Origin of the sequence: Sphingomonas sp. OK281 (assembly GCF_900115295.1) — a bacterium.
In the GTDB taxonomy this organism is placed as follows: domain Bacteria; phylum Pseudomonadota; class Alphaproteobacteria; order Sphingomonadales; family Sphingomonadaceae; genus Sphingomonas.
The window spans coordinates 87,346-112,701 of sequence record NZ_FOVZ01000005.1; the positions used below are offsets into that span (position 1 = coordinate 87,346).

Consider the following 25,356-nt stretch of genomic DNA (forward strand, 5'->3'; position numbering starts at 1 on the left):
GCCGACCGGACACTCTCAAACGCGAGGCTCGCCGATTGGAGCCGACCGGACGTAGATTTCCCCGCTATGTTCCAGCCCGCCGGCGAGGGTTCGTCGCATCAGGCCCGAACATCGCCGCCGCCGAAGACGATCTGGTTGCGAGCGGCCGGGTCGAACAGGCCGTACACAAACGGGAGGTGCCCACCGCTCACCGCATCGAGCGCGGTACGGTGCTCCGGCAACAGGCGAAGACTCAGCGCTTCGACATTGTCGGTCACTTGCTCTGGCCGGCTTACCCCGATCAACGTCGATGCGACGTCTGGCTGCCCGACCACCCAGGACAGTGCGACGCGCGCTGGCGTCTCGCCCGATTCCGCTGCGACGCGTTTCAGTACGTCGAGGATTTGCCAGTTGCGCTCGGTGAACAGTGTGTCACCGAACGGGTTGTCGCCATCGAGCCGCTTGTCGTCGACGGGGCGCGCCGTGTCGTCCCGCCCTGCCTGGTTGGGGACGCCACCGGTTCGCTTCGGACCGGCCTCGACGGTCGCGCGGTCATACTTGCCGGTCAGCAGGCCATAGGCGAGGGGGCTCCAGGGAATGAGGCCCATGCCCGCCGACCGTGCGAGCGGCAGATGCTCGGCCTCGACCCCGCGTTCGACCAGCGAGTAGAAATACTGCAGCCCGATCGGCGCCGGATCACCCTGGACCCGCGCGAGAGTAGCGAGTTCGGCGACATACCAGGCAGGGCTGTTGGATATACCCCAGTAGCGGATCTTGCCCGCGGCGACGAGCGCGGTCATCGTCCGTAGCAGTTCCTCGGCGGGGGTGACGCCGTCCCAGACATGCACCCAGTACAGGTCGATGAAGTCCGTCCGGAGGCGGCGAAGCGATCCTTCGACAGACGCCAACAGGTGGCGCGCGCCATTGCCGCCCGCATGATAGCCCCGGCCAGTCGCAAACCCGGATTTCGTCGCGATGACGATCCGCTCGCGCGACGACTGCGCGGCGACGAACGCGCCGACCATCTCTTCCGATCGCCCACCGGCGTAGACGTCGGCGGTATCGACGAAATTGCCGCCCAGGTCGGTATAGCGATCGAACACCGCTCGGCTGCCGCTCTCGTCCAGCCCCCATCGCGGCGTACCGAAGGTCATCGTCCCGAGGGCCAGCGGGCTGACGAGCAGGCCGGATCGGCCGAGCGGGCGATAGGTGTCGAGCTTCATGATGGCATCCTGCAATGTGTCGCCTGCAAATGGACGCTGGACAGCCGGAGGATTAGATCGTCTGCAACGCATGGGTTGCTGAAGGATGTTCAGGAATGGATCGTGATCTCTGGTCCGGCCTCGCGGTTTTCGAAACGATCGTCGAGGCCGGCAGCTTTGCCCGAGCGGCAACGCGCCTTGGGGTGTCGGCGTCCGCGTTGAGCCATGCGATGCGGTCGCTGGAGACGAAACTGGGTGTTCGGTTGCTCGACCGTACCACTCGGTCGCTGGCACCGACGCCCGCCGGAGAGGAATTGCTCGCACGGCTGAGACCGGCGATAGCCTCGGTCACGAGCGCGCTGGAGGGGCTGGACCGCGCCCGCGATCGACCGGCGGGGCGTATCCGGGTCAGTGCGCACCGGGTCGCGGCGGTGTATGCTATCCTGCCGCGGCTAGCCGATTTTGCGCGCGCTTTCCCCGACGTCGCCGTCGAACTCGTGGTCGACGACGGGTTCGTCGATATCGTCGCCGACCGCTTCGATTGCGGGGTGCGGCATGCGCAGACGTTGCAAGCCGACATGATATCGGTCCGGATCAGCGCGGCCGTGCCGCTCGTCTTCGTCGCTGCCCCGGCCTATCTCGCCGAGCGTGCCGCGCCCGTCGATCCCGACGATCTCGCCCATCACCGGTGCCTGTGTTACCGGTACACGTCGTCCGGTGTCGTCCACCGATGGACCTTCGAGCGGGATGGCCGGACGTTGGAACGGTCGGTCCGCGGCGATTTCATCACCAACGACATCGACGTCATGCGCGATGCCGCGCTCGCAGGGTTGGGCGTTACCTGCCTTCCACTGCCACATGCCGCGCTACAACTGGAGGACGGCACGCTGGTCGAGGTGCTGGCCGGCTGGGCACCCACCTTGGCTCCAAACCACCTTTATTATCCCAACAAGCGGCAACCTACTGCTGCCTTTCGTGCTTTCGTCGCAGCGATGCGCGTGTGAACGACCTCCCGGGTGCAGGGCCCATGTTGCAAACGACCATGGTTGGATGCTTGGTTACCACCGAATGCGATGCGGGCCTGCTGAGGCACCAGCCGATTGACGACCTCCCCACGGCTCCGGCACTTTATGTCACCGTCAGGTCAATCGATCGCGAATCCATGACGCCCCGTCCTGGATCGCCTGACGAGCGATAGGGGCGATCGACATCGCTTCGAGAAAGCTGTGGGTCGCGCCGGGATAGACCGTTTGGCAGCCCCGGTTACCGGCAGACCGGAGACGCTCCGCGAGTGCAAAGCTCTGTTCCGCCAGCACGTCGAGCGCCGGAATTATCATCATCATTGGCGGTAAGCCTGACACGTCGCTTGCCGATAGCGGGCAGGCGTAGGGATCCTCGCATTGCTCTGCCGAGACGAGGTATTGGTCGAAGAAATAGCGCATGTCCGCCTGGGTAAGGAGCGCATGCGGGCCGCCATACGCGGCCTCCGCCGCGTCGGACACGTCGCCCGAAAACGCACCGTAATTCGAGAGTATGCAACGTATTGCCGAGTTCTTGTCGGCGTCGCGCACTCTCATGCATGTCGCCAGAGCCAGGTTCGCGCCCGCCGAGTCTCCACCGATCGCCATGCGCGCCGCGTCGATGCCGAGTTCGGTGCCGTGCCCGCCCAGCCAGTCGACCAGCGCGACGATATGGTCGAGCGCGACCGGATACTTCGCTTCCGGCGACAACGGGTAGTCGATCCCGACCACGACGAACTGCCCGGCGTCGGCGTATTCGCGCATCAGCCGGTCGTGCGTATCGAGGCTGAAGAAGACGAAACCCCCGCCGTGGATGTAGAGAAGCGCGGGCGCATCTTCTGCGGCAACGCCGTCGGGACGGTAGATCCGCAACCGAAGCGCGCCCGCACCGGTGTCGATCTCGACGTCGCGGGTCTGGCGCATGACCGGTCCGCCGACCGTCCAGCGTGCACGCACCAGTTCGGCGACCTGACGTGCCTCTGCCGTCGGCAGCTGGTCGAGCGGCGGATGCCGGCTCCAGTCCTCGCGCAGGATGTCGGTAAAGACGCGGATATCGGGATCGAGCCGGTCGTCCATGATCGTGTCCTAGAGGTGCGCGTCGAACCAGGCCAGCACCCGGCGCTGGATGTCGGCCTGATGCTCGGGTTCGTGGAACCAGTGCGGCTCGCGCGGATAGCGGACCATCTCGGCGGGCTTTCCCAGTAGCTTCAGGCCGCGGTAGAATTCGAGGCCGAGCGTGACGGGTACGCGCGTGTCCTGTTCGCCGTGCAGGACGAGCACGGGCGTATGGACGTGATCGAGCAACCGGACCGACGACACGCCGTCGAGATCGGCGAGATGCGCGGACGGCTCGCCGAAATAGCCGGTGGTGAAGTCGGGCGTGTCGGTGATCCGCGCCATCGCGGTCATGTCCGTCGGACCGGCACCGACGACCGCCGCCTTGAAGCGGTCGCCGTGCGTGACCGCCCAGGCCGACAGGAACCCGCCATAGCTCCAGCCGCCGATGCCGAGACGTGCTGGGTCGGCGATCTTCCGTGCGACGAGCATGTCGACGCCGTCGAGCACATCCTGATAATCCATCCCGCCCCAGTCGTTGCCGACCGCACGCGCGAACGCCGTACCCTGGCCGTCCGAGCCGCGCGGATTGGGCAGCAGCACCGCATAGCCGTGCGTGGCGAGCATCTGCGCCCATTCGTGCCAGCTGCCGAGCCATCCCGACCACCATGCCCATTCGGGTCCGCCATGGATCTGGACGACGGTCTTGATCGGCGTGCCGGGGACGTAGCCGGGCGGCGTGACGAGGACGCCGTGGATCGCCTTGCCGTCGCGGCTGTTGGTCCAGGAGATCTGGCGGACCTGGCCGAGCTTCCAGGTCGCGACCTGCGGGTTGATCGTCGTGACCGGGCGGACGCGCGCGCCGTCGATCGTCCAGACGTCGGCGGGGCGGTCGGGGGTCGAAAGCGAGACCGCGAGACGGCGTCCGTCACGGCTTGCGGTGATGTCGGAGGCTTCGCCGTCCAGCTGTGCCAGCGGCGTGACGCGTCCAGTCCCGCGCGCGATCCGGACGAGCTTGGATCGGGTCTGTTCGAACGACAGCGCGACGATCGAGCGACTGTCCGCCGACCATCGGACCTGGGTCAACAAACCGGGGTGATCGTCTGCCAATGCCGACAGCATGTCGGTCGTGAGGTCGTACACGCGCGCGCCGATGCCGATGAAACCCGGCGTGCGGATTTCGGAACCGAGGATCGCGGTGCCGTCGGGAGACCAGAGCGGACCCTCGGCGGCGTGTTCGATCAGCGTCTTGCCGACCGTGCCGCTGATCGGATCGAACAGCGCGATGCGGGAATGATAGAAATACTCGTTGATCGCGGTCGTGTCGGTCACCCGGACAGCCATCCGCTTGCCGTCCGGCGACCACGCCATGTTGCTGACGCTGACGTTGGCCGGTGAAACACGCCGTGCCGCGTGACTGGCGAGGTCGAGGATCCAGAGCCGCGTCACGTGGCGGGTCTTGTCCATCTCGACCCAGTCGCGCTTGGCGGCGCGATCGGCCTTTTCTGCGGGGGTATCGGGATCGGCGCTGAGGAAGGCGATCCTGGTCCCGTCGGGCGACCAGGCGAAGTCCGCGATGTCGCCCGGCAGCGCGGTGAGCGGTGTCGCTTCGCCGCCATCGCGCGCGATCACCCAGAGCTGCCGTGATGGTTCGCCGGATGCCGCCGGTGCGGTCGGCGGGGTCGCGTCGACCGGCGCGCCGGGACCGGCCGAGACATCCGGTTTGAACTCGAACCCGGTGTCCGCGCCACCCGACAGCGGGTTCTTGCGGTTCGAGAGAAACGCGATCGAGCTTCCGTCCGGCGACCAGCGCGGCGTATCGTCCGCACCGGCGCTAGTGACGAACCGCCGTGCGGGCGCGCTGCCGTCGGTCGGCACCGACCAGATCGTCCGCTGTTCGGGGCCGAAGGTCGCCATCTGCGGCTGGACGGTGAACAGGATGGTCCTGCCGTCGGGCGACATCTCGACATCGCGCATGTCGTGGAGCCGCATGATGTCGGCGGGCGCGATCGGCCCGCCCTTGTCCGCAGCAACAGGCGCGGCAGTCGGAGGAAGTGGCGCTGCGCCGGCCAGCAACAGTGCCAGCGCCGGAAGCGTCCAGGGCATGCGATACCGCACCCTCAGAACCCGATGTCGACGCGGAGGCCGTAGGTACGCGGCCGGATGATCGAATAGGCTGGGGCGACCTGATCGGTGAACGGCGCATTGAGAACGCCGCGCTTGTCGAGCACGTTGTTGACGAACCCGAGCAACCGGACGCGCTCCATCACCGTGACCGAGGCGCGTGCGTCGAACTGGTTGAAATTCCCCCGCGTGTTGGTGTTGCCGAACGCGACGGGGGCGGACGAGATGTAGCGATGCGCGATCTCGAACGTCGGTGCCAGTTTGACGTCGGGCAGGTCGAGCACGAGATTGTTCGCGATCGCCCATTTCGACGACCCCGGCAACGTCGTCCCCGAGGCATAGCCGCCGCCGACCGCGAAACTGTCCGGCAACAGGCTGGTGAGTTGCGCATCCTGATAGGTGACGTTCGAGCTGAACGTCAGCGCCCTGGTCAGCTTGACGGTCCCCGAGAACTCGACACCGCCGATGTTCGCGCTGCCGGCGTTGGTGACGTAGGAATAATAGCTTGGACCCGGCCCGAACAGCCGCGCCTGGATGTTCTTCCAGTCGATCGTGAACACCGTGGCGTCGAGCAGGATCCGGTTGTCGAACAGGCCGAACTTCACGCCCGCCTCGTAATTGTCGACCGTGTCGCTGTTATAGGCGGACGGGATTGCTGCGAGCAGTCCGGCATTGGGATTGATCCCGCCGACTCGGAAGCCTTTCGAATAGGTCGCGTAGGCGAGGAAGCCGGGGACCGGGCGGAACGAGATCGTCGCTTTTGGCGTGAAGCCGTCCTCCTTCTGGTCGACGCTGCCGGTCGAGCCGACCGGCGTATAGCCGCCCGGATAGCCGCCGAGCGCGCCGGCCTGGTTGGTGACGGTCGCCTTGGCACGCGTGTCGTAATAGCGGCCGCCGACCGAGATCTCGAACTGCTCGACCGGCCGCCACGAGAGTTCGCCGAAGATGCCAAGATCGGTGTTGAGCGTATCCGAGACATAGCCGTAGAGGCGGTCGTTGGGCGTCAACTGCGTTCCGCTGAAGCCGCCGAACAATGCCGGATTGGCGTTGATGAAGGCGCCGGCACCCTGCTGGAAGATCTGGTCGTAGCTGAACTTCTTCGCGTGCAGATAGCTTGCGCCGATCAGCCAGCGGACCGGGCCGTTGCCCGCGGATGCGAGACGCGCCTCGACCTGCTTGATGTTGGCGGTCGCGTCGCCGAGCGAATAGGCGGCAGCCTCGCCGGTCGTGACGCCGGTGACATAGGCATAGGGGTAGGAGAAGATTGTCGTGTTCTTCTTCTTGTCGACCGAGCCGAACACCGTGAAGTTCGCGAACCCGAGATCCTGGTCGAGGCGCAGGGAGTTGAGGAAGAAGCTCGTCTTCTGCGGCTCCTCGCGCGCCGATACCCGCGTCAGCGAATCCAGCGAGGTCAGGTAGGTCTGGTCGGACAGCTTGCTCTGCTGGTAGGTCGCCAGATACGTGATCTTGGTCCCCTCGGCCGGCGTGAAGACGATCGATCCGCGCGCGCCGCGGGTGCGGAAATCGTTGCTGCCCTGGTTGCTGGTACCGGTATTGTCGAGATAGCCCGCATCATAGCGTTGCAGCGCCATCACGCGCACCGCCAGCTTGTCCTTGATGATCGGCAGGTTGACCATGACCTTGCCGGCGTAGTTTAGGTCGCCGCTCGCGTTCTTGGTCGAGCCGATGAGGCCCTGTGCGGCGGCGTCGATCTTGGTCGGATCGGCGGTCTTGACGACGTAGTTGACGAGGCCGCCGAGCGTCGACGAACCGAACAGCGTCCCCTGCGGTCCGCGCAACACCTCGACGCGGTCGAGATCGAAGGTGTCGACGTCGGGGATGCCGATCGGGAAGCCCGGCTCGACCAGTGGAATCTCGTTCAGGTAATAGCCGACCGTGGTCTGGCCCTGCTCGTGGTACGTGGTCGCGGCGATCCCGCGGATCACGACTTCCGAGATGCCCGGCTGATAATCATTGAAGACGACCCCCGGCAGCCGCGCGATGTAGTCGGACAGGCTGTTGGCGTTCGCCTTGGCAAGCTGGTCGCCGGTCACCGCGCTGATCGGCATCGCGACGTTGCGCAGCGATTCGTTGCGCTTGGTCGCGGTCACGACGATGTCGTCGGAGCTGTTCGTGACGGGCTCCGACGCGACCGGGTTGTCTGGCGACGCATTGCCGGGCGTGGTGACGCTGGCGACCTGCGCTGATGCAGGTGTCGCGGCCAGCCCGAGCGCTGCTGCGCTCACCAACGCCGTCGTAGTGAGAAACCGGTATGTCATTAGCTCGCCCTCAATGCTCGGCGACCGGCACCTCTGGCGCCGTCCGCATCAAATTGCCCGAACCGTCCTGCGGCCATCTGCGGTCTTTTCGACCGTCGCGGCTCTGATCTTGAGAGAATAGGGTCCGCCCAAACTGGAACCGTACAAACATCCAGTCCTATGATGCCGACGGGACCAAGGTGTGGGACTCTCCGGCGCTGGTCCCGGTGGGGTGGATGCCGCCTGCCGCGGCCAGCGAGGTCAGCGCGCGCACCGCTTGGGCTTCGGTCAGGCTGGCAAAGCCGAGCCGCAGCCCGCGTGGCGCGTCGTCCGTAGTCGCGAACGACGCCGACGTGGCGAGGCTGAGGCCGTGGGCGGGGGCGCCGGCCTCGATACGGTCGAGCAACGCGGGATCGGCGAACCGCAGCCAAAAGGCGAGGCCGCCATCGGGGACGCGGTAGTCGATCGCGGCGCCGAACGTCGCGGCGAGCGCTTGGTCGAACGCGGTACGCCGTTTCGCATAGACCTGCGTCGCGCGGCGGGCATGGCGGCGGAGTTCGCCTTCGACAATCAGGTCCGCCGCGGCATCCTCGGTCAGCGTGTTGCCCATCCCGTCGGTCAGCGAGACGCCGTGCGCCACCGCATCGATGAACGCGCTGGGGGCGGCGATATAGCCGACCCGCAACGCCGGCAGCAGCAGCTTGGACAGCGAGCCGACGTAGATCACGCGGCCGGGGGCATAGCTCGCCATCGGCAGCAGCGGCTGCGATTCGAAATGGAACTCGTGGTCGTAATCGTCCTCGATCACCGCGAAGCCGAATTGCCGCGCGAGTTCGAGCACGCGCAGCCGGCGTTCGGGGCGCAGCGCGACGGTGGTCGGGAACTGGTGATGCGGCGTGAGGAAGATCGCGCGGACGCGGTGCTTGCGACAGGCGCGCTCGATCGCCTCGACATCCGCGCCGTTCTCGTCGAGCCCGACCGGGACGATGTTGGCGCCGAGATCGGTGAACGCGGCGACCGCGGGTTCGTAGGTCAGCGCCTCGACGAGCACGGTATCGCCCGGTTGCAACAGCGTGCGCGCGGCGAGGTAGATGCCGTTCTGGCTGCCGCGCGTGATGCAGATGTCGTCGGCGGTCACCGCGAGCCCGCGCTCGCCGCGCAGCATCGCCGCGACCGCCTCACGCAACCGGGGCGAGCCGCGTGGGTCGCGATATTGCAGCCGGTTGTCGCGGCTCGCGCGCTGTACCGCGGTCCGATACGCACGCGAGAGGATGTCGGCGGGAAACAGGCGACCGTCCGGTGCGCCCTCGTCGAGCTTGATGCCCTTGCCCGGCGACAAAGCGAGCGATCGTTCGGGCGGCGCGCGGAAGCGGTATTCGGGCGCGGTGGTCGCGCTGGGCATCGACGGTCGCGGGGGTGGCCTCCGCACGTCGGTCGTCAATGCTGCGACGACCGTGCCGCGCGTGCCCTCCGATAGCAGCCAGCCTTGCGAGATCAGGTCCTCATAAGCGAGGACGACGGTCTTGCGGTTGACGCCGAGGATCGTCGCGAGTTCGCGGCTGCTCGGCAGGAAGGCGCCGGGGGGCAGGCGGCCGCGTTCGATCTCGTGGATGATCGCGTGGACGATCTGGAGGTAGAGCGGCGTCCGCAACGCCGGATCGATCCGGCCCAGCGTGATCTTCCAGGGTCTCAGCATTGGCCCGCTTTCCCGATCGTGGAGCGGTCAGCATAGGGGGCCAAGCCTCGACGGCAAGCCGCGTTCTATTCCCGCTTCGGTGCGAACCTCTGCATCCAGGACACGAGCGCCGTGTCGGGATGCCGTTCGACGATCGCCGCGAACGTTTCGGGCGCCTCGTCCTGGCCGAGCTTGAAGCGACCGGACAGGCTGGTGACCTCGGCGCGAAAGGTGATGATCGCTGCAGCCATGCCGTCATAGCGTGCGCCGAGTTCGCGCGGCGTCCAGCGCTCCCCCTCCATCGCAAACGTCAGCGCGCCCAGCGCGTGATCCGTCTCGTCGGGCAGGAATGCGACCCGCGTTTCGATGACGAGTTGCGCGTAGTTCCAGGTCGGTCCCCAGTCGCGGCGGCCGGCATGTTCGGGCGAGACGTAGCCGTGCGGTCCGTTGACGAGGATCGTCGCGGACGGCGCCGCTACAAGGTGTGCGTGCAGCGGATTGCGCCGCCCCATGTGACCGAGCAGGTGCGTAAGCCGTCCGTCGGAATCATATTCGCCGAGCAGCGGGAGCAGGCTCGGCGGGGCCTGTCCCGGTGCCGTCACCCAGGCGAGCGGGTAGTCCGCGATCAGGTCGCGCACGTCGCTGGCGTCGAACGTCTCGAAAATCCCGGTCATGCGGGCGCCGACGCGGTGGCAGGGCAATGGTTCGTCATGATCTCCCCTTGTGCCGCCACTGTCGCGTGGCGCACCGTCGCCGCAAGCGCCAACACGCAAAATCCGGGAGGGCCAGTGTTGGCTCCGTCAGGTTCGGAAAATTGGCGGGTCCGCGCTGCGTCGGCGTCTGACACGATCGTCCGATGGGTGGGAGCATGACGATGATCGACCGGCGGATGGTGTTGGCAGGCGGGGTGGCGTGGGCGTCCGTGGGGCGGGCGCTCGCGATCGAGCGCGTGCTGGACCTCGCCTATGTCAACGCGAATGCCTGGACCGGCGACCCGCGGCGTCCGCATACCGACGCGATCGGCCTCGTCGGCGACCGAATCGTCGCGATCGGGGCGGGGGCGGTAAAGGCCGCGATCGGTCGCACGACGAAGGTGGTCGACCTCGAGGGCGCGTTCGTGACGCCGGGGTTCATCGACAACCACACGCATTTCATGATCGGCTCGGCCGCGTTGATGCAGCCGGATCTGCTGTCCGCCACCACGATTCCCGACTTCGCCGCACGGCTCGGCGCGGCGGCGAGAGCGCGGCCGGGCAAGTGGATCCTCGGCGGCAGCTGGGACGAGCAACGCCTGGGTGGCCAGTTGCCGACGCGCGCGTGGATCGACGCCGCGACCGGGGACACGCCGGTCGCGATCCCGCGCACCGACCTGCACATGTACCTGCTCAACAGCGCGGCGCTGAAGATCGCGGGGATCACGCGCGATACGCCCGACGTCGCAGGCGGGGTCATCGTCCGCGACGCGCAGGGCGAGCCGACCGGCATCCTGAAGGACAATGCCAAGACGCTCGCCGAGCGGGTTTTCCCGGTGCCGACGCCGACCGAATGGCAGGCGATCATGCGCGGCGGCATCGCCCATGCGCTCAGCCGCGGCTTCACGCAGGTCCACACCCCCGAACCGTTCGACTGGACGACGTACGAGACCGCGCGACAGCTTCGCGCCAAGGGCGAGACGGACCTGCGCTTCTACTGTTTCGTGCCGATCCGCGACTGGGAAAAGATGGCTGCGATCGTCAAGGCCGAGGGGCGCGGCGACGACTGGGTCCGCTGGGGCGCGGTCAAGGCGCTGGCGGATGGCTCGCTCGGCTCGCGCACCGCGGTATTCCGCGACGCCTATACCGACGCGCACGACCAGCACGGCGTCCGCGTCACCAGCATGGCCGACCTGAAGGCGTATATCGGCGACGCGGACAAGGCGGGATTGCACGTCACCACGCATGCGATCGGGGACCTCGCCAATGACGACGTCCTCGATTTGTATGCCGAGATCGTCCGCGAGAACGGTGCGCGCGACCGTCGCTTCCGGATCGAGCACGCGCAGCATCTGTCGCAGGCGGCGATCCCGCGCTTTGCCAGGCAGAAGGTGATCGCGTCGGTCCAGCCGTTCCATGCGATCGACGATGGACGCTGGGCCGTCGAGCGGATCGGCCAGGCGCGGCTGCGTGGCACCTACGCGTTCCGCTCGCTGATCGACAGCGGGGCGACCGTCACGTTCGGATCGGACTGGCCGGTCGGGCCGCTCGACGCGGTCGAGGGCATCTACGCCGCCGTCACGCGCGAGACGATCGACGGCAAGAATCCCGCCGGCTGGCTCCCCGACCAGAAGACGACGGTCGAGCAGGCGCTGACCGCGTACACCGTCAACAACGCCTATGCCGGGTTCCAGGATGGCAAGCTCGGCCGCATCGCGCCCGGCTACCTCGCCGACCTTACAATGCTCGATATCGATCTACTGGCAACGCCTGCCGAACGTATCAAGGCCGCCAAGGTCTTGCGGACCATCGTCGGTGGCAGGGAACGCTTTCGAGCATGACCGACATCATGGATCGATGGAGTCAGGCACCGACGCCGCGCTCGTGCGCCCAGACGATCGCGGCGCTGCGGCGGTTGACGCCGATCTTCGCATAAAGCCGTGCGACGTGGTTACGGACGGTGTTGCGCGACAGCCCGAGCCGCTCCGATATCGCCGCATCGTCTAGGTCCTGGCAGATCAGCTCCAGCACCTCGCGCTCGCGCTTGCTGAGATCGGCCGCGGGTGCGGCGGACCCGGTAGCGCCGCGCGGATTCCGTAAGGTCGCCAGCTTGTCCATGATCGACCGGCTGAGCCAGTTGGCGTCCTTCATCACCGCATCGATCGCCTCGACCAGTTCCAGCTCGCCGCGTCGCCGTGCCGAGATGTCCTGGTACAGCCAGAGCACGCATGGCGCGCCGTCGACGCTGATCCGTTCGGCGGACACGAGGCAGTCGAGCGCCTCGCCGGCCTTGTGCAGCAACTGAACGTCGCGGCTGCGGAAGCCGCCATGCTCGCCGATCTCGGTTTCGAGCTGCTGGCGCTGCGCGGCATCGTTCCAGAGCTGCAGGTCGTCGGCGATGCGGCCGATCACCGCGCGGTCGGTATAGCCGGTCAGCGCCTTGAACGCCGCGTTGACCTGAACGATGCGGTTGTCGCCGCCTTCGGTCACGACCATCGCGACCGGCGCCATCTCGAACACCGAGGCGAAGTGTCGCTCGCTCGCCTTCAGCGCATGTTCCGCGCGCCGCCGCGGCTCGAGATCGGCGAAGGTGAACAACAGGCAATCCTGGTTGGCGACCTCGATCGGCTGCCCGGCGAGGATGACCAGCGTCTTCTCGCCGCCGGCGAGCGGCAGTTCCGCCTCGAGCTGCGGGATTGTCTTGCCCGCGGCCACGCAGTCCTTGACGAACGCCTTGCGGTCGACCTCCGCGAGAAAGTCGAAATCGAACAGCGTCTTGCCGACGATCTGGTCGCGCGCATAGCCCGACAGGTCGAGGAAGCCCTGGTTGACGAGCACATAGCGCTGGTCGGCGACGCGGATGATCAGCGCGGGGGCGGGGTTGGCGTGGAACATCGCCTCGAACCGGTCCTCCGCGTCGAACCGTTCGGAGACGTCGTTGATGACGAGGCCCAGGCAATCGGGCTCGCCGCCATCCTCGTCCATGACGATGTCGCGCACCTGGTGGACCCAGCGCGGTTCGTCGGCATCGACCGGCGCGACCTCGACGATCAGGTCGGGGAAGCTCTGCCCCGCGAGCAGCCGCATCAGCGGATAGTCCCGCCGCGGCAGCTTGCGGCGATCCCTGTAGCGCAAGCTGAACCGCGTCGCATAATCGTCCGCGGTCTGCCCGAGATCCTCGACCGCCCGCACCCCGTGCATCTTCAGCGCGGCCGGGTTGGCGCTCAGGATGATCCCGGTCGGATCCATCAGGATCACGCCTTCGAGCAGCCCGGTCATGAGCTGTTCGAGATGGTGCAGGGTGGGGGCGTGCAGCGGTTTCGCGGGCATCTTGGTCATCCCGGTTCAGCGCCGCGGAAGGGCTTCGGGTTCCGGTAGGGTCGGCATAAATCTACCAATGGCCCCGGTACTTGCGCACCAATTCCGAATTCGCCGAAAAGCGCGCGAACTGAACGGATCGGGCATCGAGACTGTTGAGGCACCTGTACCAGTATCGAACAGGAGCCTCATCATGAACCTCATCATCCTTCTCGTCGTCGGCGGACTCATCGGCTGGGTCGCCAGCATGATCATGCGGACCGATGCACAGCAGGGCGTCTTCCTCAACGTCGTCGTCGGCATCGTCGGTGCGCTGCTCGCCGGCTTCCTGATCACGCCGCTGATCGGTGGCGCATCGATCATGGACGGCGCGCTCAACATCCAGTCGATCCTGATCTCGCTGGTCGGCGCGGTGATCCTGCTCGCGATCGTCAACATGTTTCGTCGCGGTACGGTGCGCTGAGCGAACGGGAGGGCACGCTCGCGTCGCCCTCCTACGCCCCGGAATCTACAGACACCTAGGAGAGTGCAATGACCGTTCGAGTTATCTTGGCATGCGGCGCGATGCTGCTGGCCTCCGGCGCCGTCGCGCAGACCGCGACGCATACCGGCACGCACAACCCCGCGGTCAAGGCGAGTGCCGCGGCGCACGTCGCCGCCCCCGCGAGCGGTGCCAATTCCTTTTCGGAAGACCAGGCCCGCGGTCGCCTGACCAAGGTCGGCTATCGATCGATCTCGCGTCTGGCGAAGGACAAGGACGGCGTCTGGCGGGGCACGGGTACCCGCGCCGGCAAGACGGTCCATGTCGGGCTCGACTACAAGGGCAACGTGTCGGCGCACTGAACCAATTCGATAGGAGAGATATCATGACCAAGACCATCACCCGCCTGTTCGACGACTATTCGGACGCGACCGCGGCGCTGCACGACCTCGAACGCCTGGGCGTGCCGCATGATTCCATCAGCATCGTCGCCAACAACGCCGATGGCGCGCACGGCGACGCGGCCACGTCGCTCGGCGACGTCGACGATCACGGCGACGTCAGTCGTGGCGTCTCGACCGGTGCTGCGGTCGGTGGCGTCGGCGGCCTGCTGGCAGGGCTGGGCCTGCTTGCGATCCCCGGTCTCGGCCCGATCGTTGCGGCCGGGTGGCTGGCCTCGACCGTCGTCGGCGCAGGCATCGGTGCCGCCGGTGGAGCCGCGACGGGAACGATCGTCGGCGCCCTGAAGGATGCCGGCCACTCCGACGACGAGGCCCACGTCTATTCGGAAGGCGTCCGCCGTGGCGGCACGCTGCTCAGCGCACGGGTGGACGACACGCTGGCGACCGAGGCCGAAGCGGTGTTGGACCGCAACCGGTCGGTAGACGCGTCGACGCGTGGCAGCGCCTATCGGCAGGACGGCTGGTCGTCGTTCGACGACACCGCCCCCGCCTACAGCCGCGAAGAAGTGGCCGCCGAGCGTGACCGCTACCGGTCCACGCCGACGTCGACGACCTACTGATCAAGTGGTGCCGCCGGCCTGGTTACGGGTCGGCGGCGTCTTTGCGTCTGGGTGGGTTCGGTTTGAGTTGGGGGACGGGGGTTTTGTTAGTGGTGCCGGGCCTGCTTCGACGCTGACGGTTTCGCTGGATCGAAAGTATCCGGTTGGTGGCGTGATGAGTTACAGGTCGGATGGGCAGGCATCTGCTCCGAACACATGCACCCCATAGCACCACACATGCCCCACCCCGGCGAAGGCCGGGGTCCAGGTGGGCAACGCTGCTGATGAACGCTGCGCTTCGTTATTGCGACCTTTCCAACTGGGCCCCGGCCTTCGCCGGGGTGGCCTTGTTGGGGTGGCGCTTTCCGCGATGGCGCTTGTTATGCTGGGTCTCGTTGGGGCTGGCTCGTTGGAAAGGTACTAGCGCTGAAACTTCGCCTAGACCGGGTCGGGCGAGCTCTTGTCCTCTTCGCGCAGGAACGTGAGCAGTTCCTCGATCTCGTCCGGGCCGTAGCGCAAAGACATGTCGTCGATCTCGATCTCGACGGAAGCCCGATCGGTCTCGGGCCAGCTTTCCAAAATCTCCGCGCAATCCGACAGGCTGCCGCGCGCGACGACGTCCCGCGGCGCGCCCTCGTCTTGGTCAGCCGTCCGATAGATCGTAGCCGGTTCGCTCAGGGGGTAGGTCGTCATGGTCTCCGCTTCCGTCCTCTACCTGAATTACGTCAGCGCCCGCCGACAGGACGCCGGCGGGCGATCGAAAGTCATTCGTCTTCGGCGTCGATGTTGACGGTCGTCTCGGCGAGCTTCGTCATATATTCATCACCACCGTAGATATCCTTGGTGGCCGCGCTGAGCTTCTTGTGGTCGTCCTTGAGCCCCAGCGCCTTGGCGTACGCCGTCGCCGTGCCGAACCCGGCGACCCCGTAATGCGTCATCCGCTGATACTGTGCGATGATCATCACATCGAGCAACGGACCCTTCTCCGGACCTTCCTCGAGGACATGCTTGGTGGCTTCGGCGACAAGGCCTTCCATGCCCTTGCAATGCTCCTTCGAGACCTTCTCGTCGTTCGACGCGATCAGGTCCTTGAGCAGGTCGGTATGCGTCTCGATGTCCGCCTGCGACTTGGTCAGCATCTCCTTCAGCGACGCGTCGCTCGCCTTCGACGTAATCTTCTTGAGGACCTTCTTCATCTGGTCGTTCGCGGACCACAGATCCTTCAGCTCGTCGGTGTAGATTTCCTGGAGATCTTCGGGTGCAGACATGGGATCATCCTCGTGACTCCACCGAGCGGGATGCGCGGCGGCTGGTTTTGAATTTCGAAAAGCTGATAGCGGGACGCGGCGACCTCAGCCGGCGCCGGGCTGCTTCTGCTCGTCCTCGTACCGGGCATCGGTGCCGATCTTGCCGCTGGCCTCGGCCTCGGCAATGCCAGACGTCTCGACGACCTCGATCGTGCGACCTTCGGCAGCGATCGCATGGGGTTCGCGGTCGGCATCAGGATCCGCGGCGATCGTCGTGCCGTCACCGCCCCCTGAGCCTGCGACGCCGTTGGCCGCACCGCCACCGTCCTCGCCGGCCTGGCCACCGCCGTGATAGGCGATGTCCGTCTGGCCGCCATGCGCCATGAAGCCGGTGTTCGTCTCGGTCTTGCCGGCATGCGGGTTGGGATAGGACCCGCCGCCACTTTCGCCGCCCTCGCTGCGGCCGTGAACGTCATCGGTGCCTCGGGGCGAGTCCGAGACGCCGTCCGGAGCGCCCTTGCTCGCGGAGTTGCCGGGAACGGGGGTATGAACCTTGTCACTCATCGGTACGTCCTTCTGAATGTAGCGGACCAAAACGGACCGAGCCGGTCCGCTCGATGGGAGCGGACCGGCTCGGGGCGGAGTTACGGCCGCAGCACGACCTTGATGACGCCGTCCTGCTTGTCGCGGAACTTCTGGTACATCTCGGGCGCATCCTCGAGGCTCGCCGGGTGCGTCACGACGAAGCTCGGGTCGATGTCGCCCGCCTCGATCCGTGCGAGCAACGGCTTGGTATAGGCCTGGACGTGCGTCTGGCCGGTCTTGATCGTCAGCCCCTTGTTCATCATCGCGCCGATCGGGATCTTGTCGCCCATCCCGACATAGACGCCGGGGATCGACACCGTGCCGCCCATCCGGCAGCTCATGATCGCCTCGCGCAGCACGTGCACGCGGTCGGTCGCGAGGAACGTCGCCGCCTTAACCTTGTCGATCACCGCATCCATCGCGCCATGACCCGAAGCCTCGGCACCGACTGCATCGATGCAGCTGTCGGGACCGCGGCCCTTGGTGCGGAACTGGAGCTCGTCATAGACGCTGTCGACTTCGGCGAAGTTGATCGTCTCCGCACCGCCGGCCTCGGCCATCGCGAGACGCTCGGGCACCTCGTCGATCGCGATCACGCGGCCGGCACCGAGCATCAGCGCCGAGCGGATCGCGAACTGGCCGACCGGACCGCAACCCCAGATCGCCACGGTATCGCCCGGCTCGATCTGCGCATTCTCGGCGGCCATGTAGCCGGTCGGGAAGATGTCGGAGAGGAACAGAGCCTGCTCGTCGGTGACGCTGTCGGGCACCTTGATCGGACCGATATCGGCCATCGGCACGCGCAGATACTCGGCCTGACCACCGCAATAGCCGCCCAGCATGTGGCTGAACCCGAACAGGCCGGCGGGCGAATGACCCATCGCCTTGATCGCCATCTCGGAGTTCGGATTGGTCCGCTCGCAAGCCGAGAACAGCCCCTTGCGACAGAAGAAGCAATCGCCGCAGCTGATCGTGAATGGCACAACGACGCGGTCGCCGATCTTCAAATTGGTGACTTCGGAGCCGAGCGCGACGACGACGCCCATGTTCTCGTGGCCCAGGATGTCGCCCGCCTGCATCGTCGGCTGGTATCCGTCGAGCAGATGAAGGTCGGACCCGCAGATCGCGCAGGCCGTAACCTTGATGATCGCATCGCGCGGATGCTTGATCTCGGGATCTGCGACAGTGTCGACCCGAACATCGCCCTTTCCATGCCAAACCAGTGCACGCATTTCAAAGTCTCCGTAATATAGACCAACATCATAGGATTGCAGGAGCACAAATTTATAGGGCGTGAGACGGCAATTACGTCGTAGTCGACTAGCCGTTACGCGCCTGCATCATGCAGCGTCGCTCTCGAGCATTAACGCCCGTGTATCTTTTCGTCTGGTGCCTGCAAGCTTATGTACCGGAGACTATAGCGATCAAGACCGTCTCATCGTTCCTGCTCGATCAGAATATCGGCCATATATATTTTATACTGATTTTTATCAGTATCGGTCGATTGTAGAATACCTGCTTGCTTTGACAAGTATCGTGATTGCGCAACGACTTACGCATACTGTCACGGATCGGTTCGACTTGAAGATCGTGAGCGCGCGTTTCAGCCAGTCGTAGCGGAATAGCAGGATCACCCCTGTCGCTTTGCGGTATACAGCGCCAGATCGGCGGCGCCCGGTATGAATGCCGCACAGATCCCGTGGTGCCGATCGATGCCGCTGCGGCGGCCTTTTCGACGCCGAGCAAGAGCAGCAAGGCCAAGAGCCGATAGGTCGAACGTCGCAGCCAGACCTCGCGAAGATGTACCGGATCTGCACCTAGGTGTATCCCTTGCATCCAGACAATTGAGCCCGACGGAACACCTACTACATCAAACGTCCTGCTTGCCCTCCAGATAGGGTTCGGACGGCAAGGGTTCCGACGCCAAGCGCGTTGGAGGCGACCGCCGGGCGGCGGTTTCCAGCCATTCCGCGCCGCCCGGACGGTGGCGGGTCGATCCGTCGGATCGGTTCGGCACCTTGCCATACACCGCCGGCCCGTCTCGACCTGGGGCGCCACCGCCGAACGACGCGGCGATGTTGCCGTATGTCGATGGATCCCGCCCATCGAGGCTCAGTCGATCGTTGAGGTAGCAGGCGGTCGCCCACGCCGTCTTCGGATCGGGCGTCATGGCGATGATCCGCTTTCCCCAGTACATCCGCAGGTTGTTGTGCATCCAGCCGTCGATCAGGAACTCGCGCTGGCAGGCATTCCACGTTTCGTCGCGCGTCTCGCCGTGCAGCATCGCGTCGAGGCTCTCGAGGTCCGGCCGTTCGTCCGGCGCATGAGCCTCGAGCGTGTCACGCGCCCAGCCGGAAATCCGGTCATAGCGTTCGGGAGCAGGCAAAGCGCGCGCCTGATAGTGGAACCACTCGCGCCAGGTCAGCAGCTCGTCGGCAAACTTTTCCTTGGCATTGGCGGGGGCGACTGCCGCTTCGACCGTAGCCATGATCTCGCGCGGCCCGACCACGCCGAAATGGAGATAGGGGGACAGCGTGCTGGCGCCTTCGGGCCGGGTCGCATCGTTGCGCGCCGCGGCGTAGCTCGGCAGCACGTCGTCCATCAGCCGTTCGAGCTTTGCGAGGGCGCCGTCACGACCGATCGGAAACATCGGGCTGAGCGCCAGCGAATGATCGATGGCCGCGTGCTCGACGAAACGATCGATATCGGCATCGGTACAGGTCTCGAGCTGGTCGGAGGCGAAGGGCAGCGCCCCCTGATACGGCGCCGTCGCAGGGTGGAGTTCATCCGCGACGAGCCAGTCGCCACGCACGGGCTGATGGCGGCGGCGGAATGCGGTGGTCGAGCCGATATCGTCGCCGAGCACCGCGGGCGGCACGAGGCAGGCCGCGTTGACGGCCAGCACGGCGCGATCGGTGCGGCTTGCGAAGCGTTCCGCCTGCCAGCGCGCGACGAAAGTAGGCTGGTCTTCGACGAACACGGCCGCACTGTCCGAGGCCAGGCGGTAGACGAGACCTTTTTCCCGACTGTCCGATCGGTCGACATGCTGGACGCAGGCCAGGCCACGCTGTCGGCATTCGCGTGCGAGGTCGCGGCTGGCGCCGAGGATGAAGCGGTGAAGCCGATCCGAGGCATACGGGTAATCCTCGCGCAGCCCGTGATAGACGAGAACGGGAAGGCCGAGATCGTTGGCCAGGCAGATCGCGGCGTCGATCACGGGATTGTCACGCGCGCGCAACGCCTGCTGGAGCCAGCACAGGACATAGCGGCCTTCGGGCCGGACGTTGCACAGGTTCAAGCTGCGAACGCGGGGGGCTTCGGACCACGCCGCCAGGGCGCGAGGGATGGGCGATGTCATAGCAGCTCAACCATCGGCATGGCCTGCCGATCCTCGGACGTTCGTCGATCGTCGCACCGCGTGCGCCGTTCGCCCTGCAAAGTTCCGGAAAGGATCGTTCGTCGCCGATCCTCGACGGGGAACAGTCGATTTGGCGGTTTCGGTTGGCGCGATGTCCCTGTAGAAATGAACGCTAATACAATCGGGTGTTGCCAGGGAGCGTCGACCGGAATGTCTAATGGTTGACGATTATGCGCATGGTCGGCGCGACGGCCTGCGGCTTGCACTCTCGATCCTGGCGGCGGAGGAGGCCAAATGGGCAGCCCTGCTCGGGGAAAGCGCGTCCTGGCGCACGAATTCGACCCGCGCGATCAGGCACAAGACGTTGCAGGTGGCACAAGCGCGCGTGCAGACGGCGTTGAACCGGATGACGCGCGGCGACTCTGCGGAAGCGGATGCCGAACTGGCGTTGGCGCTGGAGAAACTGGGGCTTTGATCCGTAACGAAGCCCGGATCGCTTGGCCTCGACCTGTACGCCGGTGTCCGAAGCAGGACGGTCGCTGAGATTCTCGGATCGAACGCCCCTACCTCCGGTCGTCCGGCGCGACGGGGGATACCACCGTCCGACCATGGTCGTCCGCGTCGTCCTCATCCCGTAGCGTACGACCCGCCAGGGTTATTTCCGTGACGAAGCAGGCAAGGCCGCCGACCGCGCAAAGCAGGCCGCCGCCGAAGAAAAAGAAGAGGATTGCGGCGTGACCGGAGTCCCGCAAAACGCCGAAGAACAGCGTGATCGCGGCGCAGCACGTCATCGCGCCGGCCGCCGCCGCCAGCGTCACGGCGACGTCCAGAATACGCGACCGGGTCCGCAGGCGACGCATCTCGTGCGGATTGTGGCGTCCCCCTATCTTCAGATTGTGGATGCGGTCGCTGATCCGTCCCAGCCTGGTGACGAAGACGTTCAGAAGCGAGCCGACCGCGGTCAGCAGGAAGATCGGGGTGAGCGCCAACTGGATGACGTGTGCGGCGGCGCTCAGCGGCTCCTTCATGGATGATCCTTTCTCATGTGACCGAGGATCGATCGAGCTCGGGCAAGGTTCCCGAACCCGCGCGGGCTACTGCTGCGAATGAACGAGAGCAGGGTGCGCGAACCGGGGTCTCGGGAACGGCCATCGCGATGGGTCATGATCGGTTCACATCGCCCCGCGCTAACGACCTGAGACACGTCAGGAGCGCACCATGGCTACCAGTCACGCCGCAATACCCGGCGACGAACGTTACGATCGGCTCGTCGACCTTGGGTTGAGCGCCTTGCTGGTCCTGCAGGGGTTCACGTTGTTCGTGGCGATCCCGCTCGGCGGCGGCTCGATGGCCGGGCGGATGTTGCTGGACGCCTGCCACCTGATATTCGCGCTCATCTGCATCGGGGTGCTGACCCGCCACCGCCTGGTACAGGCCGGACTGTTTGCATCGCTGGTGGTGCTCGTGATCGGGCCGGTCGTCGGCAGCCGATTTGGCGCAAACCTGCATCTCGGATCCGCCGCCCAGCACGAGGCGATCGCGCTGGTCGCGTTTGCCTTCAACGGCGGGGTCACCGCGGTCGTCGCACGGCATGTGTTCGCGCCGGGCCGCGTCACCGTGCACCGGGTGCGCGGTGCGGTCCTGCTGTATCTGAACGTCGCCGCGCTGTTCGCGATCGCCTACGGATTCCTCGCAATGGACATCCCCGGATCGTTCATCGCATCACGGATCGCCACGTCCGCGACGAACAGTCCGTTCGGAACGGCCGGCTTCTCCTATTTCAGCCTCACGACGATCACGACGACGGGATATGGCGATATCGTGCCGGTCGACCCGTTCGCACGGAGTCTGGCGAACCTGGAGGCGGTGATCGGCCAGCTCTTTCCCGCAACGCTGCTGACGCGACTGGTATCGCTCCATATTGCCGGCGGACGCGAATAGAATGCGTACTGAGGCCCGACCTTTCGGCGTGCTGTTGGCGCCCTGTCTGTATTTGCGCGGGCGGTTACCGTCGATGCAGGCCAATATCTGCGACGTGTCGGAACTCTAAAGCCTCGATGAATTAAGCGTTATCCAGCGTGATGGCGCTTGCCGACCGCGGGTTTCGGGCGCAGCGGAGTGGCTCGTTCAATGATATAGTATATCAGAGGTTCACTATGCGTCACGTGCTGCTCGCCGGTTATAGTCTCGCTGCCCTTGTCGCTGTCCATGCGACGCCCGGACTGGCGCAGGTTGCCTCACCACCCCCGGGCACGCCAGCCGCGGATACGCCACCTTCCGTTGCGTCCGCGCCCACGGATAGTGCCGCGAACCAGGATATTCTGGTGACCGGCAAGCGGCTCGACGACGCGCGCGCGCACATCCAGCCGAGCCTCGGCGCGACCAGCTACGAGATGACGAGCGCGACGATCCAGGCGCTGCCGGGCGGCGAGAACCAGCAGTTCAACCAGATCCTGTTGCAGCTTCCCGGCGTCGTCCAGGATGGCTTCGGGCAGTTTCACGTCCGCGACGATCACAACGGCCTGCAATACCGGATCAACGGCACGATCCTGCCCGAGGGGCTCGCGGTATTCGGTCAGACATTGTCGCCGCGGCTCGTCAGCAAGCTCGACCTGCTGACCGGCGCGCTCCCCGCGCAATACGGGCTGCGCAGTGCCGGCATCATCGACATCACGACCAAGAGCGGGCTGTTCCAGAACGGCGGCACCGTTTCGCTGTATGGCGGCAGTCACGACACGATCGAGCCGAGTTTCACCTATGGCGGATCGACCGGGCGAACCAACTATTTCGTGTCGGGCGACTACCGCCACGACTCGCTCGGGATCGAGAGCGTCGACGGCCGGTCGAACCCGGTGCACGACAATACCGATCAATATCAGGGCTTTGCCTATGTCGATCATATCCTGAACGACAATGACCGGATCTCGTTCGTCGGCGGATACTCCAACCAGTGGTTCCAGATCCCCAATCCGATCGGCGCGCAACCCGACGGGACATCGTCGGTGGGTGGCCAGACCGCGTTTCCGAGCGAGCGGCTGAACGAACGCCAGCTGGAACGGACCGGGTTCGGGCAGGTCAGTTTCCTTCACGACGAGGAGCCGCTGACCGTACAGGCATCGCTGTTCGCGCGGTATTCCTCGCTGCGCTATCGGCCCGACATCCTTGGCGAACTCCTCTACAACGGACAGGCACAGGCGGCGTTCAAGCAGGACTTCACGATCGGCGGACAGCTCGACGGGGTGTATCATGTCGGCGCCGCGCATACCCTGCGCGGTGGCCTGCTGCTGACGCGGGATCGCAGCACGAGCGACACGACGACGCACGTGTTCCCGGTCGACGACACGGGCGATCAGGCCGGCGAGCCGATCGCGATCGACGATCACGGCGGCAAGACCGCGGTCACGGTCAGCGGGTATCTGCAGGACGAATGGAAGCTCGCGCCGACGCTGACGCTGAATTACGGCGCGCGCTACGATCACTATGACGGCTATCGTACCGAGAGCCAGTTGTCGCCGCGCGCGAGTCTCGTCTGGCAGCCCGATACGCGGTTTACCGGGCATATCGGCTATGCACGCTATTTCGTGCCGCCGCCCTTCGAGAACGTCGCGCTCGCCAGCGTCGCCGCGTTGCAAGGCACGAGCGGCGCGCCTGCGGTATCGACCGACACGACCCCGTTCGCCGAGCGCCAGCATTATTTCGATGCCGGCTTCCAGATGAAGAGCAGCGCCTATTTCACCTGGGGTATCGACGCCTATTATCGCATCTCGAAGAACCTCATCGACGAGGGGCAGTTCGGGGCGCCGATCATCCTGACGCCGTTCAACTACGCCAGCGGGCGCCTCGGCGGGATCGAGGCCAACGCCAGCTACGCACGAGGGCCGTGGAGCGTGTACGCCAACTTCGCCGCCGCCAAGGCCAAGGGCCGCGACATCGTGTCGAGCCAGTTCAGCTTCAGCGCGGACGATCTCGCCTACATCGCCAACCATTACATCTACCTCGACCACGACCAGACGTTCACCGGATCGGGCGGCGCGTCCTATGCCGTGAAGTCCGGCGTCCTGGCCGGAACCAGCCTCGGCGGGAGCCTGCTCTACGGCTCCGGGCTGCGCACCGACGGGACGGTCCCGAATGGCGCGAAGCTGTCGCCCTACGCCCAGGTAAACCTGACCGCGAGCCATCATTTCGCGGGCCCGAACGTCGACGTGCGGTTCGACGTCATCAATGTCGCGGACCACAAATACGAGATTCGCGACGGCGGGGGGGTAGGCGTCGGTGCGCCGCAATACGGCCCTCGCCGCGGTGTGTTCGTCGGGGTCACGAAGGCATTCGGATAGTCGCGGGCACGCAGGCCGTCGAACTGAGACCACGCGGAACAGCCCGCGAATGCCGGACGCGCGCGTGTTCGTTGACGTTCGATAGCGATATGCGCAGAGCGGGCGCACCGCGCCGTGACGCTAGTGGCGGTGTACCTATCTGGAGATCACATGCGACCAATGCTGCGCTGGCTTGCCGGAAGCGCGCTCGCAATTCTGTCTGCGGCGCCGACGCCGGCACTGGCGGATGAGGATCCGCGCTTCTGCCCTACGCGGCCGAGCATCGGCGGGTCGAGTTGCACGACGGAGCCCGGTCATGTCCATGTCGAGTCGTCGTTTCTCGATTGGCAGCGCGACGACCAGACGGATCAGCGTGACGATCGCATCGTCGCAGCGGACCTGTTGACGCGGGTCGGCGTCGGCAAGGATACCGAACTGCAACTTGGCTGGACCGCCTATGGTCGCGATCGAACGCGCGACAAGACGCGTGGGGTGATCGACACGGTCACGGGTACCGGCGACGTGACGCTCGCCATCCGCGAACATCTGACCGGGCAGGAGGGCAAGCCGTTCTCCGCCGGCGTCCAGGCGTTCGTGACCGCACCGACGGGCCGCTATCCGATCGGCGCCGGCACATGGGCCACGGGCGTGATCGTTCCGGTCCAGTATGATCTGACCAAGGCGCTCGCGGTGTCGTTTACCGGCGAGACCGATGCTGCGGCGAACCAGTCGGGCGACGGACGCCATCTCGCCTATAGCGGCATCACCGGTGCGCGGTACAAGCTGACCGAACAGGTTACGGCAACCGCCGAACTCTCGCTCGAACGCGACGACGATCCCGAGGGCCACGAAACGCGCGCGCTCGCCGCGTTGTCGGCTGCGTGGCGACCCACCAAAACGCTCCAGTTCGACGTGCTCGCGATCGCCGGGTTGAACCACGCTGCGCCCGACGCACGCCTCGTAACGGGTGGTGCGATCCTGTTCTGAGGCCGCGCGTATCCCGCATGACCGCGACGATCATCGCGGGGTGCCGACAGGCGCACCGGTCG

22 protein-coding genes are annotated in these 25,356 nt (G+C 65.8%); 9 read left to right on the forward strand and 13 right to left on the reverse strand.

Features of this window, described 5'->3' with window-relative positions:
- Positions 1-98: 98 nt before the first annotated feature.
- On the reverse strand, positions 99-1,202 hold the full coding sequence (locus tag BM244_RS17085) for an aldo/keto reductase (RefSeq protein WP_093400140.1): 1,104 nt from the start codon (positions 1,200-1,202) through the stop codon (positions 99-101).
- Between the two features lie 95 nt (positions 1,203-1,297).
- Here BM244_RS17085 and BM244_RS17090 point away from each other — a divergent pair, with 95 nt between their 5' ends.
- A complete protein-coding gene (locus tag BM244_RS17090) occupies positions 1,298-2,185 on the forward strand; it encodes a LysR family transcriptional regulator (RefSeq protein WP_093400141.1) in 888 nt (295 codons plus the stop codon).
- A gap of 135 nt (positions 2,186-2,320) precedes the next feature.
- On the opposite strand, the gene BM244_RS17095 is transcribed toward BM244_RS17090, so the two are convergent.
- The 5 genes from BM244_RS17095 to BM244_RS17115 form a co-directional block, all read right to left on the reverse strand.
- On the reverse strand, positions 2,321-3,277 hold the full coding sequence (locus BM244_RS17095; RefSeq protein ID WP_093400142.1) for an alpha/beta hydrolase fold domain-containing protein: 957 nt from the start codon (positions 3,275-3,277) through the stop codon (positions 2,321-2,323).
- 9 nt (positions 3,278-3,286) lie between these two features.
- Positions 3,287-5,362: a S9 family peptidase gene (locus tag BM244_RS17100; RefSeq protein ID WP_093400143.1), complete on the reverse strand. Its 2,076-nt coding sequence runs from the start codon at positions 5,360-5,362 to the stop codon at positions 3,287-3,289.
- A gap of 14 nt (positions 5,363-5,376) precedes the next feature.
- Positions 5,377-7,659 (reverse strand): TonB-dependent receptor, encoded by a 2,283-nt coding sequence (locus BM244_RS17105; protein ID WP_093400144.1) that lies wholly within the window; start codon positions 7,657-7,659, stop codon positions 5,377-5,379.
- 157 nt (positions 7,660-7,816) lie between these two features.
- Positions 7,817-9,334 (reverse strand): MocR-like pyridoxine biosynthesis transcription factor PdxR, encoded by a 1,518-nt coding sequence (locus tag BM244_RS17110; protein WP_093400145.1) that lies wholly within the window; start codon positions 9,332-9,334, stop codon positions 7,817-7,819.
- Positions 9,335-9,399: 65 nt separating this feature from the next.
- Complete coding sequence (locus tag BM244_RS17115; RefSeq protein ID WP_093400146.1) at positions 9,400-9,987, reverse strand: FMN-binding negative transcriptional regulator; 588 nt, start codon at positions 9,985-9,987, stop codon at positions 9,400-9,402.
- Between the two features lie 194 nt (positions 9,988-10,181).
- On the opposite strand from BM244_RS17115, the gene BM244_RS17120 reads away from it, so the two are divergent.
- The gene (locus tag BM244_RS17120; protein WP_254784520.1) at positions 10,182-11,846 is read left to right on the forward strand and encodes an amidohydrolase; all 1,665 of its coding nucleotides are present in this window, start codon (positions 10,182-10,184) and stop codon (positions 11,844-11,846) included.
- A 22-nt stretch (positions 11,847-11,868) separates the two neighbouring features.
- On the opposite strand, the gene BM244_RS17125 is transcribed toward BM244_RS17120, so the two are convergent.
- Positions 11,869-13,344, reverse strand: coding sequence for a helix-turn-helix transcriptional regulator (locus BM244_RS17125; RefSeq protein WP_093400147.1), 1,476 nt, complete (start codon positions 13,342-13,344; stop codon positions 11,869-11,871).
- 172 nt (positions 13,345-13,516) lie between these two features.
- Between BM244_RS17125 and BM244_RS17130 the strand changes: the two genes are divergently transcribed.
- The 3 genes from BM244_RS17130 to BM244_RS17140 all read left to right on the forward strand — a co-directional run bounded on the left by BM244_RS17130 (position 13,517) and on the right by BM244_RS17140 (position 14,825).
- Positions 13,517-13,786 carry a GlsB/YeaQ/YmgE family stress response membrane protein gene (locus tag BM244_RS17130; RefSeq protein ID WP_093400148.1) on the forward strand — a complete coding sequence of 90 codons (270 nt, stop codon included), beginning with the start codon at positions 13,517-13,519 and terminating at the stop codon, positions 13,784-13,786.
- Between the two features lie 68 nt (positions 13,787-13,854).
- The gene (locus BM244_RS17135; RefSeq protein WP_093400149.1) at positions 13,855-14,166 is read left to right on the forward strand and encodes a hypothetical protein; all 312 of its coding nucleotides are present in this window, start codon (positions 13,855-13,857) and stop codon (positions 14,164-14,166) included.
- A 23-nt stretch (positions 14,167-14,189) separates the two neighbouring features.
- Positions 14,190-14,825, forward strand: a complete 636-nt coding sequence (locus BM244_RS17140; RefSeq protein ID WP_093400150.1) for a hypothetical protein — start codon at positions 14,190-14,192, stop codon at positions 14,823-14,825.
- A 417-nt stretch (positions 14,826-15,242) separates the two neighbouring features.
- Here BM244_RS17140 and BM244_RS17145 read toward each other — a convergent pair whose 3' ends face one another.
- From BM244_RS17145 to BM244_RS17165, 5 genes are all read right to left on the reverse strand, one after another.
- A complete protein-coding gene (locus tag BM244_RS17145) occupies positions 15,243-15,497 on the reverse strand; it encodes a hypothetical protein (protein ID WP_093400151.1) in 255 nt (84 codons plus the stop codon).
- A 71-nt stretch (positions 15,498-15,568) separates the two neighbouring features.
- A complete protein-coding gene (locus tag BM244_RS17150; protein ID WP_093400152.1) occupies positions 15,569-16,072 on the reverse strand; it encodes a ferritin-like domain-containing protein in 504 nt (167 codons plus the stop codon).
- A gap of 84 nt (positions 16,073-16,156) precedes the next feature.
- Positions 16,157-16,615, reverse strand: coding sequence for a hypothetical protein (locus BM244_RS23200; protein ID WP_175518271.1), 459 nt, complete (start codon positions 16,613-16,615; stop codon positions 16,157-16,159).
- A gap of 80 nt (positions 16,616-16,695) precedes the next feature.
- Positions 16,696-17,868 (reverse strand): zinc-dependent alcohol dehydrogenase, encoded by a 1,173-nt coding sequence (locus BM244_RS17160; RefSeq protein ID WP_093400153.1) that lies wholly within the window; start codon positions 17,866-17,868, stop codon positions 16,696-16,698.
- 638 nt (positions 17,869-18,506) lie between these two features.
- Complete coding sequence (locus BM244_RS17165; RefSeq protein WP_093400154.1) at positions 18,507-19,994, reverse strand: deoxyribodipyrimidine photo-lyase; 1,488 nt, start codon at positions 19,992-19,994, stop codon at positions 18,507-18,509.
- A gap of 217 nt (positions 19,995-20,211) precedes the next feature.
- Between BM244_RS17165 and BM244_RS17170 the strand changes: the two genes are divergently transcribed.
- Entirely contained in the window at positions 20,212-20,469 is a 258-nt protein-coding gene (locus BM244_RS17170) for a hypothetical protein (RefSeq protein ID WP_093400155.1), read from the forward strand.
- 88 nt (positions 20,470-20,557) lie between these two features.
- Here the strand turns inward: BM244_RS17170 and BM244_RS17175 are convergent, their stop codons facing one another.
- Entirely contained in the window at positions 20,558-21,022 is a 465-nt protein-coding gene (locus BM244_RS17175) for a DUF2721 domain-containing protein (protein ID WP_093400156.1), read from the reverse strand.
- Between the two features lie 190 nt (positions 21,023-21,212).
- On the opposite strand from BM244_RS17175, the gene BM244_RS17180 reads away from it, so the two are divergent.
- The 3 genes from BM244_RS17180 (at position 21,213) to BM244_RS17190 (ending at position 25,294) form a co-directional block, all read left to right on the forward strand.
- Positions 21,213-21,935, forward strand: a complete 723-nt coding sequence (locus BM244_RS17180; protein ID WP_139226961.1) for a potassium channel family protein — start codon at positions 21,213-21,215, stop codon at positions 21,933-21,935.
- A gap of 215 nt (positions 21,936-22,150) precedes the next feature.
- Positions 22,151-24,328, forward strand: coding sequence for a TonB-dependent receptor (locus tag BM244_RS17185; protein WP_093400379.1), 2,178 nt, complete (start codon positions 22,151-22,153; stop codon positions 24,326-24,328).
- A gap of 150 nt (positions 24,329-24,478) precedes the next feature.
- The gene (locus BM244_RS17190; RefSeq protein WP_093400157.1) at positions 24,479-25,294 is read left to right on the forward strand and encodes a transporter; all 816 of its coding nucleotides are present in this window, start codon (positions 24,479-24,481) and stop codon (positions 25,292-25,294) included.
- Positions 25,295-25,356: the final 62 nt, after the last annotated feature.

Bases quoted from the DNA above. Each gene is read 5' to 3' on its own strand.
- BM244_RS17085 (WP_093400140.1), bottom strand. From the start codon at position 1,202: ATGAAGCTCGACACCTATCGCCCGCTCGGCCGATCCGGCCTGCTCGTC.
- BM244_RS17090 (WP_093400141.1), top strand. From the start codon at position 1,298: ATGGATCGTGATCTCTGGTCCGGCCTCGCGGTTTTCGAAACGATCGTC.
- BM244_RS17095 (WP_093400142.1), bottom strand. From the start codon at position 3,277: ATGGACGACCGGCTCGATCCCGATATCCGCGTCTTTACCGACATCCTG.
- BM244_RS17100 (WP_093400143.1), bottom strand. From the start codon at position 5,362: ATGCCCTGGACGCTTCCGGCGCTGGCACTGTTGCTGGCCGGCGCAGCG.
- BM244_RS17105 (WP_093400144.1), bottom strand. From the start codon at position 7,659: ATGACATACCGGTTTCTCACTACGACGGCGTTGGTGAGCGCAGCAGCG.
- BM244_RS17110 (WP_093400145.1), bottom strand. From the start codon at position 9,334: ATGCTGAGACCCTGGAAGATCACGCTGGGCCGGATCGATCCGGCGTTG.
- BM244_RS17115 (WP_093400146.1), bottom strand. From the start codon at position 9,987: ATGACCGGGATTTTCGAGACGTTCGACGCCAGCGACGTGCGCGACCTG.
- BM244_RS17120 (WP_254784520.1), top strand. From the start codon at position 10,182: ATGACGATGATCGACCGGCGGATGGTGTTGGCAGGCGGGGTGGCGTGG.
- BM244_RS17125 (WP_093400147.1), bottom strand. From the start codon at position 13,344: ATGACCAAGATGCCCGCGAAACCGCTGCACGCCCCCACCCTGCACCAT.
- BM244_RS17130 (WP_093400148.1), top strand. From the start codon at position 13,517: ATGAACCTCATCATCCTTCTCGTCGTCGGCGGACTCATCGGCTGGGTC.
- BM244_RS17135 (WP_093400149.1), top strand. From the start codon at position 13,855: ATGACCGTTCGAGTTATCTTGGCATGCGGCGCGATGCTGCTGGCCTCC.
- BM244_RS17140 (WP_093400150.1), top strand. From the start codon at position 14,190: ATGACCAAGACCATCACCCGCCTGTTCGACGACTATTCGGACGCGACC.
- BM244_RS17145 (WP_093400151.1), bottom strand. From the start codon at position 15,497: ATGACGACCTACCCCCTGAGCGAACCGGCTACGATCTATCGGACGGCT.
- BM244_RS17150 (WP_093400152.1), bottom strand. From the start codon at position 16,072: ATGTCTGCACCCGAAGATCTCCAGGAAATCTACACCGACGAGCTGAAG.
- BM244_RS23200 (WP_175518271.1), bottom strand. From the start codon at position 16,615: ATGAGTGACAAGGTTCATACCCCCGTTCCCGGCAACTCCGCGAGCAAG.
- BM244_RS17160 (WP_093400153.1), bottom strand. From the start codon at position 17,868: ATGCGTGCACTGGTTTGGCATGGAAAGGGCGATGTTCGGGTCGACACT.
- BM244_RS17165 (WP_093400154.1), bottom strand. From the start codon at position 19,994: ATGACATCGCCCATCCCTCGCGCCCTGGCGGCGTGGTCCGAAGCCCCC.
- BM244_RS17170 (WP_093400155.1), top strand. From the start codon at position 20,212: ATGGTTGACGATTATGCGCATGGTCGGCGCGACGGCCTGCGGCTTGCA.
- BM244_RS17175 (WP_093400156.1), bottom strand. From the start codon at position 21,022: ATGAAGGAGCCGCTGAGCGCCGCCGCACACGTCATCCAGTTGGCGCTC.
- BM244_RS17180 (WP_139226961.1), top strand. From the start codon at position 21,213: ATGGCTACCAGTCACGCCGCAATACCCGGCGACGAACGTTACGATCGG.
- BM244_RS17185 (WP_093400379.1), top strand. From the start codon at position 22,151: ATGCGTCACGTGCTGCTCGCCGGTTATAGTCTCGCTGCCCTTGTCGCT.
- BM244_RS17190 (WP_093400157.1), top strand. From the start codon at position 24,479: ATGCGACCAATGCTGCGCTGGCTTGCCGGAAGCGCGCTCGCAATTCTG.